This window comes from Microbaculum marinisediminis, from assembly GCF_025397915.1.
GTDB lineage: Bacteria > Pseudomonadota > Alphaproteobacteria > Rhizobiales > Tepidamorphaceae > Microbaculum > Microbaculum marinisediminis.
Window position 1 is genome coordinate 75,552 of sequence record NZ_JALIDZ010000001.1, and the last position, 14,343, is coordinate 89,894.

Below are 14,343 nucleotides of genomic sequence, written 5' to 3' on the forward strand. Positions count from 1 at the left end.
TTTTCGTCTTTCACAAAATGATGGACGAATTGGGGCGTCCCGGCAACCATACTTAACGACGGGCATACCAAAAAACGGGGTCGCACCGCCTGATTGCCGGGCAGACCCGCTACATATTCGGATAGTTCGGCCCGCCGCCACCCTCGGGCACGGTCCAGTTGATGTTGGCGTTCGGGTCCTTGATATCGCAGGTCTTGCAGTGGACGCAGTTCTGCGCGTTGATCTGGAAGCGCGGCGCGTCCTCGCCCTCCTCGACCCATTCGTAGACGCCAGCCGGGCAGTAGCGATAGGAGGGCCCGGCATAGACGTCGTGCTCGCTCGCCTTCTGCAGCGCCATGTCGCCGACCTTGAGGTGGATCGGCTGGTCCTCTTCGTGATTGGTGTTCGACAGGAACACCGAGGACAGGCGGTCGAACGAGATTTTTCCGTCCGGCTTGGGATAGTCGATCTTCGGGCACTCGGCGGCGGGCTTGAGCGTCGCCGAATCCGGCTTGCCGTGGCCCAGCGTGCCGAACAGCGAGAAGCCGAACGTGTTGGTCCACATGTCGAGGCCGCCGAGCGCGATACCGCCGTAGAGCCCGAGTTTCGACCACAACGGCTTGACGTTGCGCACCTTTTTGAGGTCCGCGCCGATTTCGGACGCGCGCAGCGCCGCGTCGAAGTCCGTCAGCTCGTCGTTTGCCCGGCCCGCGGCAAGTGCCGTCTGGACGTGCTCGGCCGCCATCATGCCCGACAGGATGGCGTTGTGAGAGCCCTTGATGCGCGGCACGTTGACGAGACCGGCGGCACACCCCATCAGCAGCCCGCCCGGGAAGGCGAGTTTGGGAAGCGACTGGAAACCGCCCTCGGTGATGGCGCGGGCGCCGTAGGAGAGCCGCTTGCCGCCCTCGAAGGTGTCGACCACGGCGGGATGCGTCTTGAAGCGCTGGAACTCCTCGAACGGCGCCAGCCAGGGATTCGCGTAGTTGAGATGGACGACGAAGCCGACGGCGACCTGATTGTCCTCGAGGTGATAGAGGAACGAGCCGCCCCCGGTCTTCGAATCCAGCGGCCAGCCGAAGGAATGCTGGACAAGGCCCGGCTTGTGCTTTTCGGGCGCGACCTCCCAGAGCTCCTTGAGGCCGATGCCGAATTTCGGCGGCTCGGCGTCGCGGTCGAGATCGAACTTGGAAATCAGCATCTTGGCGAGCGATCCGCGCGCGCCCTCGCCGATCAGCACGTATTTGCCCATCAGCGCCATGCCGCGCATGAAGCCGTCCTTGGGCTTGCCGTCGCGGCCGACGCCCATGTCGCCGGTGGCGACGCCGATGACCCTGCCATCGTCGTCGTAGAGCACCTCGGCGGCGGCGAAGCCCGGGTAGATCTCGACACCGAGCTCCTCGGCCTTGGTCGCCAGCCAGCGGCAGACATTGCCGAGCGAGACGATGTAGTTGCCGTGATTGTTCATCAGCGGCGGCATCATGAAATTGGGCAGGCGAATCGAGCCGGAATGGCCGAGGAACAGGAAGCGGTCCTCCGTCACCTCGGTCTTGATCGGTGTATCCTCGTCGCGCCAGCCGGGAAGCAGCCGGTCGATGCCCACGGGATCGATCACCGCGCCGGACAGGATGTGAGCGCCGACTTCCGAGCCCTTCTCGAGCACGACCACGGAAATGTCGCCGCCGGCCTCGGCGGCGAGCTGTTTCAGCCGGATCGCCGCGGCCAGGCCAGCAGGGCCGGCGCCGACGATAACGACATCGAATTCCATGGACTCCCGTTCGGGCAGGGTCTCGTTCTCTTCAGCCATACTTCTCCTCCGCAAACGCGGGACTATGTGCAAACCGGCGGCACTATGGCCTAAAATGCCCCCGCGCACTACCGGAGTGGAAAAACACCGTGAGCGAACGGGAAAAACTGAACGACGAGGCTTCGCGGGCGGCCGCGCGGTCCCTGCTTGCCTGGCAGGCGGAGGCCGGCGCAGACGAGGCGATCGGCAACCATCCGGTCAACCGGATGGCGGCGAAGGAGCCGGGCCCCGGGGAATCGGCGGCAAATCCGTCGGGAGCAGGCGACCCCGGTCCCGACGCCGGCGCGCGCGGCCAGTCCGCCCCTGCCGGGGCGACGGCCGCCCGGACCGAGGTCGCCGCCCCCGATCCGGTGATGGCGGCGCGGACGAAGGCGCGCGAGGCGCGCACGCTGGTTGACCTGCTCCACATCCTCGAGGGCTTCGAGGGCTGCCCGTTGCGCTTCACCGCCAAGAACCTGTGCTTCGCCGACGGCAACCCGGAGGCGCGCGTCATGTTCATCGGCGAGGCACCCGGCGCCGACGAGGACATCCAGGGCAAGCCCTTCGTCGGCCGCGCCGGAAAGCTGCTCGACAAGATGCTGGCGGCGATCGGGCTCGACCGCTCCTCGGCCTACATCACCAACGTCGTCTACTGGCGGCCGCCGGGAAACCGCACGCCAACGCCCCAGGAGACGCAGATCTGCCGGCCGTTCATCGAACGGCAGATCGAGCTCGCCGATCCGGATTTCGTCGTGTTCCTGGGCGGCGCGGCGGCGAAGGAGATGCTGAACCGGTCGGAGGGCATCCTGAAGCTGCGCGGCAAGTGGTTCGACTTCGATACGGGCAAGCGCACGATCAAGGCGATCGCCACGCTGCATCCGGCCTATCTCCTGCGCCAGCCGGCACAGAAGCGGCTCGCCTGGCGCGATTTCCTGGCGATCAAGAAGGCGCTGGACACGTAATCCCGCGCCCTTTCCTCCAGGCGTCGCCGGCCTATCTCCCCTTAGCGGAAGGGGCGCGTCGGGAGATGACCATGGACCGAAGAACCTTTCTGGCCACGATGACCGGTCTGGCCGCCGCGACGGGCGCCGGTCCGGCGCTTTATCCGGATCAGGCCCTGGCCCACCACGGCTGGGGCTGGGCGACCGGCGAGGAATTCGAGCTGACCGGCACCATCACGTCGGTGAAGCTCGGCAATCCGCACGGCGAGATGACGGTCGACGCCAAAGGCGCGTTCGCGGGCGAGGAATGGGTCGTCGAGATCGGCCAGCCCTGGCGCAACGATCGCGCCGGCCTGACCGAGGCGATGCTTGCGCCCGGCACCGAGGTCACCGCTCACGGGCACCGGTCCGCCGATCCCGATGCCAGGCTGATGAAGGCGGAATGGCTGATGATCGCCGGGGTCAGACACGACCTGTATCCGGATCGGGATTCGTAGCGCCGGACGGGCGGCAATCGGCATGTTCGAGGCGCTGGCGGGACTGGAACGGCTGCCGCTGGCAGTAACGCTGAAGAATTCGGTCTGGCTCTATCCGCTGGTCAACACCGCGCATATCGCCGGCATCGCCCTGCTGTTCGGGGCGATCGTCTCCTACGATCTCAGACTGCTGGGACTGTGGCACCGCGTCGATCGGAAGACGCTTGCCGGCGTGTTGCTGCCGATGGCGGCCGTCGGGCTGATCGTCGCGGTCACGGCCGGGGCGCTGCTGTTCATCACCCGCGCGGACGACTATCTCGCGTCCCCCTTCTTCGGCGCCAAGATGGCGGTTCTAGCGCTGGCCCTCAGCGTCGCGGGGATCGCGCTCGGTCTCGACCACCGGGCGCCCGACGGCATGATACCCGGTGCGGTCAGGCTGTGCGCCGCCGCGTCCATTCTGCTGTGGCTGAGCGTCATCACGCTCGGGCGACTGATCGGCTATTTCTGAGGCCCGCGGATCGCTATAGTCCCGCCATGACCGACACGCTCGCCCGCCAGTTCATCCCGCTGTCCATCGCCGTCCTGACGGTTTCCGATACGCGCACGCTCGACGACGACAAGTCCGGCCAGATGCTGGCCGACCGGCTGACCAAGGCGGGCCACAGGCTCGCCGACCGGGCGATCGTCACCGACGACGTCGAGACGATCCGCGCCAAGGTCAAGAGCTGGATCGACGACGACGGCATCGACGTGGTGCTGACGACCGGCGGCACCGGGTTCACCGGGCGCGACGTGACGCCGGAGGCGGTGGAGCCGTTGTTCGAGAAGCGCATGGACGGCTTCGGCCAGGTCTTCCAGATGATCTCGTTCCAGAAAATCGGCACCTCGACGATCCAGAGCCGCGCGACCGGCGGCGTCGCCAACGCGACCTACGTCTTCTGCCTGCCCGGCTCTCCCGGCGCCTGCAAGGACGCCTGGGACGGCATCCTGGAGCAGCAGCTCGACTACCGGCACATGCCGTGCAACTTCGTCGAGATCCTGCCACGCCTCGACGAGCACCAGCAGCGCACGAAGGGCTGACGCGGCCTACTCGCTCTCGTCGCCGATGGTGGCGAGCGAGCTGCGGGTCCAGGGCTGTTTGCGCCTGAGGAAGTCGTGCAGCGTCTTGCCGGGCTCGTTGCCGAAGCGATCGGCGCTGACGGAAAGGTCCTCGATTCGGTCGAGCCGGAAGGTGCGGAAATCGGTGCGCAGCTCGCACCAGGCCGCCAGCAGCCAGATCGGCCCGAAATAGGCGAGCGACAACGGCCGCACGGTCCGTTCCGACGCCTTGCCGACCACATCGGTATAGCGGAAATGCACCTTCAGGCGGTGACGCACGGCGTGCCGCATCTCGGCGAGATCGAAGGTGACCGGCTCCATGAAATGCTGGGACGGCGCAAGCAGCGCCGTGTTGGCCATGTAGTCGCGCAGCCGGTCCGGGATCACCGCCTCGACCTTGGCGATGACGTCGGTGGCGGCCTTGGCGAGCTCGCGATCGCCCCAGGATTCGACGATGCGGGCGCCCAGCACCAGCGCCTCGATCTCCTGCTCCTTGAACATGAGCGGCGGCAGGTCGAAGCCTGCGCGCAGGACGTAGCCGACACCGGCCTCGCCCTCGATCGGCACGCCGCTGGCCATCAGATCGCGGATATCGCGATAGATCGTGCGCTCCGACACCTCCAGCGCCTCGCTCAGATCGCGGGCGCGCGTCGTGCCCGACGCGTTGCGGCGCATGAACTGGATGATTTCGAACAGCCGATCGGCCCGGCGCATGAGCGCCCTCCCCTTCCGCGACACCCCTCCTGACGGGGACACCCCGTCAAATGCCCCCCCATCAGGCAGGCGTCGCGGACCCTACGCTAGCACTCCTGACAACACGGTGTCAGGAGCCTGTCAGTGCTCCTGACAGAATGCTGTCAGGGGGCCTCCCGCATAGTGCTTTCCAACGCGAACACGCGCTGCCCGGCAGACCGGATTTCCGGCCGGACCACCGGGCCGCCCCTCACGGAAAACATAAGGAGAGCCGCCATGTTGAACTATCCCGTCATCCCCCTGTCGCAGCGTCGGGCCGCAATCCCCGTCTCGACCAAGATCGCATCGGCCCTCTCGTGGAGCCTGCGGATGCTGTCGCGCGGATACTGGCGCTGGCGGACCAGCCGAGAGCTGCAGGCCCTGGACGACCGGACCCTGAAGGACATCGGTCTCAGCCGCAGCGAAATCGGGTATGTCGCGACCACGCATGCCGGCGAACGCATGCGGTTCCTGAACGGCGAACCACTCGGTTTGGACCGGTAGGACACCGCCCGGCAGGACACTGCACCGACGAAACGAGAGGGGCCCGTTTCGCAACGGGCCCCTCTGCACGTTACTGCTGCTACCTGCCGTCAGCCGGCAGCGCGCTTGCGAAAGGGCGAGACGTTGTTGTGCACCAGCATCACCGGCGGCGCCTCGGCCTCGCGCTCGTCAGCCAGATCAGCAAGTGTCGCCCGATTGCGCCCGTTGTTCTTGGATTGATAGAGCGCCTTGTCGGCGGAGAGCAGCAGGGACTCAAGGTCCGCCGCGTGGTGGGGATAGACGCAGATGCCCGCCGAGACCGTGACCGGCTCGAGCGGTCGGCCACGGTAGGTGATCCCGCGCGTTTCCACCTCGTGCAGGATCGACTGCACGCGGGTGACCGCGACCTCGGTCGGCATCCCCGGGTAGACGAGCGCGAATTCCTCGCCACCGAGCCGACAGGCGATGTCCTCGCCGCGGGTGCGGTTCTTGAGTATCTCGGCAACGGTCTTGAGCACCGCGTCGCCGGCATCGTGGCCGTGCGTGTCGTTGTATCTTTTGAAGTGGTCGATATCGATCGCCACGTAGGTCAGCGGCTCCTTGGAGCGGATCACCCGCTTGATCTCGCGGGTTAGGGTTTCCTGCAGATAGCGCCGGTTGAACAGGCCGGTCAGCGGATCGCGGATCGCCTGATGCTGCAGCGATTCGCGCAGCCGGATATTCGCCAGCGCCATCGCCAGCGTCTCCGAGAAGTTCATGTAGAACAGCATCCTGGCGTGCGAGGACAAGTTCTTGTTGATCCTCGCCATATCGCCGCCCGGCTGGGCCCGGAAATAGAGGATGCCCAGCGCCTCGCCCTGGGCCATCAGCGGCAGGCACAGATGCCACGCGCCGTCCTCGACGTGGGTGTGGGAGCAGGCGACGAGATTGTCCTTGTGATCGACCAGATGTGGGCGACCGCACCGCAGTGCCCAGCAATCGTCGGGGGCGAACACCTGATCGCTCGCCTCCATCGCGCCCCACGTCATGACGTTTTCCAGGTAATCGCCCGCAGCGTTGGCCAGGTAGAGGCCGCCGGAGAGGTTCGGCGAGATCGCCTGCAACCGGCTGCGGGCGACCCTGCAAACCTCCTCGAGAGACTTGCAGGCCTGAAAAAGCTTCGTCACCTCGCCCAGTACAACGTCGTCGCTGCGGCTCTTTCCGAGCTGCGACAGCCACGACTGCGGCAGGACCGATCGGGACCTGCGGGACCCGTTCGCGCCAAAGGCGCCCAGCAGCTTCGTGTACGAACCCTTCATGGCAGTATGACCCGTAACGCCCTTGCCAAAGTGACCTGCGCTCGAGGTCGGCGAAGACGCCACCAATCCCTGCGCGGTTCCCAAATTGACCCGCGATTCGTCTAGGAAACACCAATGGAGACACATAAAATTTACTCCATTTTTCGCGGCATTTATCCCGGATTTAGGAGAAATCCGGCGCTTATGCCGGGATTTCCTTGCATAGCCTCGATTCTGCACCGCACGGGGCACGCCCAACCGCGCCACGGGACGATCGTTTGCCGCCTATAAATTTCACGATGCCGTGAAATCACCGCCTATCGGGAAGAAGCCGGCGCCTCGCGCGTTATGTAGATCGAGGGCCTCATGACGCGGGGCGCCAACAGGGGAGGACTTCTTTTCATGACACGTCGCTTCAGCATGACCCGACGCAACGCCTTGCTCGCCACCGCGGGCGCGGCGATCGCACCCGCATTCGCCGGCGGCCTGGCAGCGCCGGCACGCGCGGACGCGCCGATGATCGGATCGTCGCGGCCCGAGGTGTACCGCTTCAAGCTCGGGGATTTCGAGATCACCACCATCGCCGACGGCGCGGTCCAGCTCGACGGCCCGCACCCGATCTTCGGCAACGATCAGGCGCCGGAAGCCGTGCAGGCCTATGCCGAGGACAATTTCCTCCCGCCGAACCGGATGGAGATCTCGTTCACGCCGGTCGTCGTCAATACCGGCGACGAACTGGTGATGTTCGATTCCGGCAACGGCGCCGGCCGACGGCCGAACGCGGGCAAGCTCGCCTCGATGCTGTCGGCGGCCGGCTATTCGCCCGACCAGATCGACGTGGTGGTCCTGACCCATTTCCATCCCGACCACATCGGCGGGCTGATGGAAGAGGGAAAGCCGCTGTTCGCCAACGCGCGCTACGTGATCCCGGAGACGGAATACGCCTTCTGGACATCGTCGGACCGGATGGGAACGCCAGCCGAAGGCGTGGCGAAACTGACGGCGGCGAACGTGGTGCCGCATGTGGAGAAGGCGACCTTCATCAAGGATGGTGCGGATGTCGCCACCGGCATCCGCGCGGTTGGCACACCGGGCCATACGCCGGGCCATACCGCCTACATGATCGAGAGCGCCGGCAGACCGTTCCTGTTGTGGGGCGACGTCACCAACCACTACATCGTGTCGCTCCAGAGGCCGGACTGGCACGTCTCCTTCGATATCGACAAGGACCAGGCCGTGAAGACGCGCAAGGCGGTGCTCGACATGGCGGCGACCGACAGGATTCCGGTTACCGGCTATCACATGCCGTTTCCCGCCGTCGGCTATGTCGAAAAGGTCGGCGACGGCTACCGCTGGGTGCCGGTGAGCTATCAGCTGCGCCTGTAGGCGCGACGATATACAGACGGGGCGGCCTATCGCGGGTCGCCCCGTCGCCATCGCCGCCAGTCCCCGACATCGTCGACATCCGACAGCGTCGCGGCGAAGCCGACCGACAGGGCGCCGCAGTTTCGCAACGTGTCCTTAAGCGCGTGCTTTGTCGACCAGCGTACGGCGTCAAAAAGGCGCGGCACGCGGGGGCGGCGCCTGAGCCCTGCGAGCCAGTATCCACCGTCCGTCGCCGGCCCGAACACCACGTCGTGTCGCCCCAGTTTATGGAACGCGTCGGCGACATGACCCGGCTCGATGCCGGGAATGTCGCTGCCGACGATGGTCGCCGGGCCCGGCGGCAGACGGTCCATGACGGCCTGCATGCGGTCTCCGATGTCGCCCTCGCCCTGGCCGATCACCGGCACGCCGCGCGGCCACACGGGATCGCCCGCCGCGCTGTCGGGGGAAACGGCGAGCACGGTCGTCCAGCGCCGATCGCGACCGAGCCGGCGGATCAGGCGTTGCAGCGTGACGCGATAGAACCGGGTCGCCTCGACCGCGCCGACATCCCGCGCCAGGCGCGACTTCACGCGGCCGGCACGCGGCTGTTTCGCCATCACCACCAGCCAGCGGTTCACCGGGATCAGCCGTAGACGCGCGCGATGAGGCGCGGCGGCACGCGCAGGAAGAACAAGGTGAGGCAGCCGGCGTTGCGGGCCATGCGGCGCAGATAGCCCTCGCGACGGTAGCGCGCGGCGCTGGTGACGGCGCGGGCGCGCAGATAGACGAGGCCGCGCCTGCCGATGCGGCGCACCAGATCGACATCCTCCATAAGCGGAATCGGCTTGAAGCCGCCGAGCCGGTCGTAATGACGGCGCGAGATCAGCAGGCCCTGGTCGCCATAGGGCAACGCGAACAGGGCGCAGCGGACCCGCACGATCACCTCCAGCAGACGCGCCGAAAAACCGTAGTCGTCCAGCGCGAACCCGAATACGGCGGCGCGACGGTCGGCCTCGTTCCTGGATTCGACCCGTTCGATGAAGCTTGCCGCCTCCCGGTGCCAGCCCTCGTCGAGCCTGGTGTCGGAATGCAGGAACAGAATCCAGGGCTGGCGGGCGGCCCTCGCCCCCTCGGCGAGCTGGGTGCCGCGACCGCGCGGCGCGGAGACGATGTCGCAGCCCAGCTCGTCGGCGATCGCGAGCGTATCGTCGCGCGATCCGCCGTCCACGATCACCACCTGCGAGACGACACCGGCCACCGTCGCAGGGATCAGCGTCGCCAGCGTGCCGACGAGGGTGCGCTCGGACTCCAGGGTGGGGATCACGACCGTAAGCATTACAGCGGTTTATATCGCGGGGGCGCGGCCGCGCCATCCGGTATAACGGAAAATTGGGCGAAAGCCGCACGATGTTCTTGTTATGTTCCTGATCCTGATTTATTGTCCAGGTCATGGCAGATCGATTCCCACTTGCTGAACGGATCGAGGCCGGACCGGCGGAACCCGGGCCTGGCCGTCTCGGCGACGGCATCGCCGAGACGCGGCGGCGGGGGCGCGGCGCCGGCTCGAACCTGTCCGGCCGCTACGAGACGCTGGCGCGGTCGATCTTCGACGACGGCTGGGGCTCGCTCGACGAGCTGCCGCCCTTCGCGACGACGGTGACGATCGAAAAGCCGAAGCGCATCATCACCCGCAACGACTCGCCGGACGTGAATTTCGACCGCTCGATCAATCCCTATCGCGGCTGCGAACACGGCTGCGCCTACTGCTACGCGCGGCCGACGCACGCCTATATGGGGCTGTCGCCGGGGCTCGACTTCGAATCGAAGCTGTTCGCCAAGCCGAACGCTGCCGAGCTGCTGGAAAAGGAACTCGCCAATCCGAACTACACGCCGGCCATGATCGCGCTGGGGACGAATACCGACCCCTATCAGCCGATCGAGCGGCAGCAGCGCATCACCCGGCGGGTCCTCGAGGTGCTAGACCGCTACAATCATCCGGTCGGCATCGTCACCAAGTCCGCGCTGGTGACCCGCGACATCGACATCCTGTCGCGCATGGCCGAGCGCGGCCTCGCCAAGGTGGCGCTCTCGGTGACCAGCCTCGACCGCAAGCTGTCGCGGGCTCTGGAGCCGCGCGCCTCGACGCCGTCGCGCCGGCTGGAGGCGCTGATGCGGCTTGCCGAGGCCGGCATCCCGACCGCCGTTCTGGTCGCCCCCGTCATTCCCGCCCTCAACGATTCGGAGATCGAGTCGATCCTGGGGGCCGCGGCAGCGGCCGGCGTCACGGAAGCGGGCTACATTCTGCTGCGGCTGCCGCTGGAAGTGCGCGACCTGTTCGTCGAATGGCTTGAAAACAACGCGCCGGACCGGGCCGCCCGCGTCATGTCGCTCGTTTCCCAGACGCGCGACGGCAAGCACAACCAGTCTGAGTTCGGCAAGCGGATGACCGGTTCGGGCCCGCTCGCCTGGACCATCGGGCGACGCTTCGAACTTGCCGCGGACCGCAACAAGCTCAATCGCGCCAAGTTCAAGCTGCGCACCGATCTGTTCGAGCGCCCGCTCGCGGCCGGCGACCAGATGAGCCTGTTCTAGAAAACCAGACATTGAGGAGAAGCCACTTGGACCAGCGCATCAGCGTGATCACTCTCGGCGTCGCGGACGTACAGGCGTCGGCGGAATTCTATGAACGGCTCGGCTGGACGCGGTCCTCGGAGAGCCTGGACGCGGTCGCCTTTTTCGATGTCGGCGGCATGGTGTTCGCCCTCTACGGCACCGCGGCGCTTGCCGAGGATGCCGGGCTGTCGGCGGAAGGACACGGGTTTCGCCGCGTAACCCTGGCGCAGAACCTCGCCTCCACGGACGCGGTCGATGCCCTGCTGAAAGAGGCGGAAGCGGCCGGCGCGCGGCTGATCATGCAGGCCGCCGAAACCTTCTGGGGCGGCTACTCCGGCTATTTCGCCGATCCCGACGGCCATCTCTGGGAGATCTCCCACAACCCGTTCTGGTCGCTCGACCAGGACGGACGGGTGCAGCTTCCCGGCTGAGACCCGCCTTTACCGGTTTCCTTGCAGGTCGTGGCCGCCCTTTCACTCAAGCGACCTGTGCCCGCCGGCCGGCGAAGCCCCCTCGCCGGCCGGCCCCTTCCCCTCTGGCTGCCCCCCTGGCGCCATTGCTTTTTTCGCGCGAGTCGCGGAACGATCGCGGCCATGGGAACAGCAGCGGATTTCAGCCGTGAGCAACGGGCGCTCGAAACGGGCGCGGGTTTTGTCGCGGGCATCGACGAGGCCGGCCGCGGGCCGCTGGCGGGCCCCGTCGTCGCCGCTGCCGTGATCCTCGATCCGGAGCGCATCCCGGACGGCCTTGCCGATTCAAAGGCGTTGAGCGCGGCGCGGCGCGAGGCCCTGTTCGACGAAATCCTGAAGACGGCGACCGTCTGCGCCGCCGGAACCTCGGCGTCGGTCATCGACAAGATCAACATCCGCCAGGCGACACTTCTGGCCATGCGCCGGGCAATCGCCGGGCTTGCCAGGCCAGCCGACTACATCCTCGTCGACGGGCGCGACCTGCCCGGTTCCCCCTGCCCCGGCGAGGCGGTGGTCGACGGCGACGCGCTTTGCCTGTCCATCGCGGCGGCCTCGATCGTGGCGAAAGTCACCCGCGACCGCATGATGGACCGGCTCGCCAGCGCCCATCCCGATTACGGATTCGAGAGAAACCGGGGCTACGGAACGGCCCAGCATCTCGACGCGCTCAAGCGGGTCGGCCCCTGCCCGATCCACCGGATGACCTTCCGGCCGCTGTCGCAATCAGATTTATTTACCAGTTAAGTCAACCTTTACCCTGTTGGGACATCCTCCCTTCATCAGTTGCGTAAGGGTTGAGTGAGTAATGCCTTCATGCGTACGGAGCCGGGCGTCCCAGACGCCCGGCCCGGCTTCCGCCGGATATATCGACGAGATCCTGATCGGTGATTGCATCGCAACGCTGGAAGCGTTGCCGGCCAAGTCGGTCGATGCGATCTTCGCGGATCCACCCTACAACCTGCAGCTCGAGGGCGCGCTGCATCGGCCGGACAATTCCAAGGTCGACGCGGTCGACGACGACTGGGACAAGTTCGACAGTTTCCAGGCCTACGACGCCTTTACCCGTGCCTGGCTGCTCGCCTGCCGGCGGGTGCTGAAGAAGGACGGGACGATCTGGGTGATCGGCTCGTACCACAATATCTTCCGCGTCGGCACGATCCTCCAGGATCTGGGCTACTGGATGCTGAACGACGTCGTTTGGCGGAAGACCAACCCGATGCCGAATTTCCGCGGCCGCCGCTTCACGAACGCCCACGAGACGATGATCTGGGCGGCGCGCGACGCGAACTCGAAGGGCTATACCTTCAACTACGAGGCCATGAAGGCCTTCAACGACGACGTTCAGATGCGCTCCGACTGGCTCCTGCCGATCTGCACCGGCGGGGAACGGCTGAAGGACGAGACCGGGCGCAAGATGCATCCGACCCAGAAACCGGAAAGCCTGCTCGCGCGCGTCATCCTGTCCTCGACCAAGCCCGGCGACCTCATCCTCGACCCGTTCTTCGGCTCGGGCACCACCGGCGCGGTCGCCAAGCGGCTCGGCCGCCATTTCGTCGGCATCGAACGCGACAGGACCTATGCAAGGGCGGCCCGCGACCGCATCGATGCGATCGAGCCGCTCGATGACGAGGCCCTCGTCGTCACCAAGGCGAAGCGCGACGCGCCGCGCATTCCGTTCGGCAGCTTGCTGGAACGCGGCCTGATCCAGCCCGGCGACACGCTGACCGATTCGCGCCGCCGGCATGCCGCCACGGTGCGGGTCGACGGAACGCTTGCGGCGGGCGAGAAGGCCGGGTCGATCCACAAGGTCGGCGCACTCGTCCAGGGGCTGGAGGCCTGCAACGGCTGGACCTTCTGGCATTTCGAGCGTGACGGCAGCCTGGAGCCGATCGACGCGCTGCGTGAGGTCGTCAGGTCCGAGATCAGTTCGGGGCTTTCGACCGCCGCCTGAGCGCCACCAGCTTTTCCGCCTTCGGCCCGTGCAGGGCGCGCAGCGCATGCGCCGCGGCCTTGCGCATCACCGTCGGCAGGCCGACGTCCGGCAGGTCCGTCTTGGTGACCCAGCGCGTATCCGGCAGCGCGAAGCTGGTGACGTCGGTCGCGGTGAAGACGGTCAATTGCAGCCGGAAATGCGTGAAAACGTGCTCGACTTCGCCGGCGATGCGGTTCCATCGCGCCTTGAACGGGGCGTGCTCGCGCGCATCCGAAGGGTCGATGTCCTGCTTCAGCGGCGTCAGCCAGACGCCGTCCATGCCGCCGAGCAGGCCCTTCGGCGGCCGCTTCACGATCAACACCGATCCGTTGCCCCGTTCCGCCCAGAACGCCGCCCCGCGCCGCAAGGGGCGATCCTTCTTCGGCGCCTTGACCGGCAGGGACTCCGCGATGCCGCCAGCATGGGCGAGACATTCCTCGTTCCACGGGCAGAGCGCGCAGACCGGCCGTTTCGGCGTGCAGATCGTCGCGCCCAGGTCCATCACGGCCTGGGCGAAGTCGCCCGGACGGTCGGCGGGGACGAGATCGGCGGTGCGGGCACGGATTTCCGTCTTGGCCGCGGGCATGGGCGTGTCGATGGCGAACAGCCGGGCGACGACCCGCTCGACATTGCCGTCGACGGCGGCGGCCTGTTGGTCGAAGGCAATCGCGGCGATGGCGCCGGCGGTGTAGGCGCCGATCCCCGGCAGAGCCCGCAACCCCTCCTCGGTGTCCGGGAAGCGGCCGCCGAGGTCCTCCGCGACGGTCTTGGCGCAGGCGTGCAGGTTGCGGGCGCGGGCATAGTAGCCCAGCCCGGCCCAGTCTCGCAGAACGTCGTCCTGCGGTGCGGCCGCCAGAGCCTCGACCGTCGGCCACTGCTCGACGAAACGCAGAAAATACGGACCGACAGCCGCAACCGTCGTCTGCTGCAGCATGATCTCGCTGAGCCAGACCCTATAGGGATTGGGCTTCTGTCCGGGACCGGCGCGCCAGGGCAGCCGCCGGCGATGCCGGTCGTACCAGTCCAGCAATGTGCCGGCGTCGGGAGAGCGGACTTTCGAACGGGTTGCGGACATGATCGGATACGTAGAAGATTCGCGTCTCATGGTCGCGTTTGACGCGATCCCCATGCAAGCACCGGCGCACCAT

Annotated in this window: 16 protein-coding genes; 10 read left to right on the forward strand and 6 right to left on the reverse strand. The window is 66.7% G+C overall.

The annotated features are described in order from the left end of the window. Positions 1-109: 109 nt before the first annotated feature. Positions 110-1,786 (reverse strand): electron transfer flavoprotein-ubiquinone oxidoreductase, encoded by a 1,677-nt coding sequence (locus MUB46_RS00380; protein WP_261613877.1) that lies wholly within the window; start codon positions 1,784-1,786, stop codon positions 110-112. 89 nt (positions 1,787-1,875) lie between these two features. Between MUB46_RS00380 and MUB46_RS00385 the strand changes: the two genes are divergently transcribed. From MUB46_RS00385 to moaB, 4 genes are all read left to right on the forward strand, one after another. Beyond that, positions 1,876-2,727: a uracil-DNA glycosylase gene (locus MUB46_RS00385; RefSeq protein ID WP_261613878.1), complete on the forward strand. Its 852-nt coding sequence runs from the start codon at positions 1,876-1,878 to the stop codon at positions 2,725-2,727. A gap of 71 nt (positions 2,728-2,798) precedes the next feature. Then, positions 2,799-3,203, forward strand: a complete 405-nt coding sequence (locus MUB46_RS00390) for a DUF6152 family protein (RefSeq protein ID WP_261613879.1) — start codon at positions 2,799-2,801, stop codon at positions 3,201-3,203. 22 nt (positions 3,204-3,225) lie between these two features. Next, complete coding sequence (locus MUB46_RS00395; RefSeq protein ID WP_261613880.1) at positions 3,226-3,690, forward strand: DUF6644 family protein; 465 nt, start codon at positions 3,226-3,228, stop codon at positions 3,688-3,690. A 26-nt stretch (positions 3,691-3,716) separates the two neighbouring features. Beyond that, the gene (gene moaB / locus MUB46_RS00400) at positions 3,717-4,262 is read left to right on the forward strand and encodes a molybdenum cofactor biosynthesis protein B (protein ID WP_261613881.1); all 546 of its coding nucleotides are present in this window, start codon (positions 3,717-3,719) and stop codon (positions 4,260-4,262) included. Between the two features lie 6 nt (positions 4,263-4,268). Here the strand turns inward: moaB and MUB46_RS00405 are convergent, their stop codons facing one another. Continuing rightward, positions 4,269-4,994, reverse strand: a complete 726-nt coding sequence (locus tag MUB46_RS00405) for a helix-turn-helix transcriptional regulator (RefSeq protein ID WP_261613882.1) — start codon at positions 4,992-4,994, stop codon at positions 4,269-4,271. 255 nt (positions 4,995-5,249) lie between these two features. Here MUB46_RS00405 and MUB46_RS00410 point away from each other — a divergent pair, with 255 nt between their 5' ends. Beyond that, a complete protein-coding gene (locus tag MUB46_RS00410) occupies positions 5,250-5,516 on the forward strand; it encodes a DUF1127 domain-containing protein (protein ID WP_261613883.1) in 267 nt (88 codons plus the stop codon). An 89-nt stretch (positions 5,517-5,605) separates the two neighbouring features. Here the strand turns inward: MUB46_RS00410 and MUB46_RS00415 are convergent, their stop codons facing one another. Further along, positions 5,606-6,793, reverse strand: a complete 1,188-nt coding sequence (locus MUB46_RS00415; RefSeq protein WP_261613884.1) for a sensor domain-containing diguanylate cyclase — start codon at positions 6,791-6,793, stop codon at positions 5,606-5,608. Between the two features lie 381 nt (positions 6,794-7,174). On the opposite strand from MUB46_RS00415, the gene MUB46_RS00420 reads away from it, so the two are divergent. Further along, complete coding sequence (locus tag MUB46_RS00420) at positions 7,175-8,158, forward strand: MBL fold metallo-hydrolase (RefSeq protein WP_261613885.1); 984 nt, start codon at positions 7,175-7,177, stop codon at positions 8,156-8,158. A gap of 26 nt (positions 8,159-8,184) precedes the next feature. On the opposite strand, the gene MUB46_RS00425 is transcribed toward MUB46_RS00420, so the two are convergent. Then, positions 8,185-8,778: a TIGR04282 family arsenosugar biosynthesis glycosyltransferase gene (locus tag MUB46_RS00425; protein ID WP_261613886.1), complete on the reverse strand. Its 594-nt coding sequence runs from the start codon at positions 8,776-8,778 to the stop codon at positions 8,185-8,187. 5 nt (positions 8,779-8,783) lie between these two features. Beyond that, complete coding sequence (locus tag MUB46_RS00430; protein WP_261613887.1) at positions 8,784-9,476, reverse strand: TIGR04283 family arsenosugar biosynthesis glycosyltransferase; 693 nt, start codon at positions 9,474-9,476, stop codon at positions 8,784-8,786. Positions 9,477-9,589: 113 nt separating this feature from the next. Here MUB46_RS00430 and MUB46_RS00435 point away from each other — a divergent pair, with 113 nt between their 5' ends. From MUB46_RS00435 to MUB46_RS00450, 4 genes are all read left to right on the forward strand, one after another. After that, positions 9,590-10,732 (forward strand): PA0069 family radical SAM protein, encoded by a 1,143-nt coding sequence (locus MUB46_RS00435; protein ID WP_261613888.1) that lies wholly within the window; start codon positions 9,590-9,592, stop codon positions 10,730-10,732. Between the two features lie 26 nt (positions 10,733-10,758). Continuing rightward, positions 10,759-11,184, forward strand: a complete 426-nt coding sequence (locus MUB46_RS00440) for a VOC family protein (RefSeq protein WP_261613889.1) — start codon at positions 10,759-10,761, stop codon at positions 11,182-11,184. Between the two features lie 162 nt (positions 11,185-11,346). Continuing rightward, positions 11,347-11,967, forward strand: a complete 621-nt coding sequence (locus tag MUB46_RS00445) for a ribonuclease HII (protein ID WP_315902696.1) — start codon at positions 11,347-11,349, stop codon at positions 11,965-11,967. 61 nt (positions 11,968-12,028) lie between these two features. Continuing rightward, entirely contained in the window at positions 12,029-13,174 is a 1,146-nt protein-coding gene (locus MUB46_RS00450; protein ID WP_261613890.1) for a site-specific DNA-methyltransferase, read from the forward strand. On the opposite strand, the gene mutY is transcribed toward MUB46_RS00450, so the two are convergent. Beyond that, on the reverse strand, positions 13,146-14,270 hold the full coding sequence (gene mutY, locus MUB46_RS00455) for an A/G-specific adenine glycosylase (RefSeq protein ID WP_261613891.1): 1,125 nt from the start codon (positions 14,268-14,270) through the stop codon (positions 13,146-13,148). The two genes, MUB46_RS00450 and mutY, sit on opposite strands and share 29 nt — an antisense overlap. Positions 14,271-14,343: the final 73 nt, after the last annotated feature.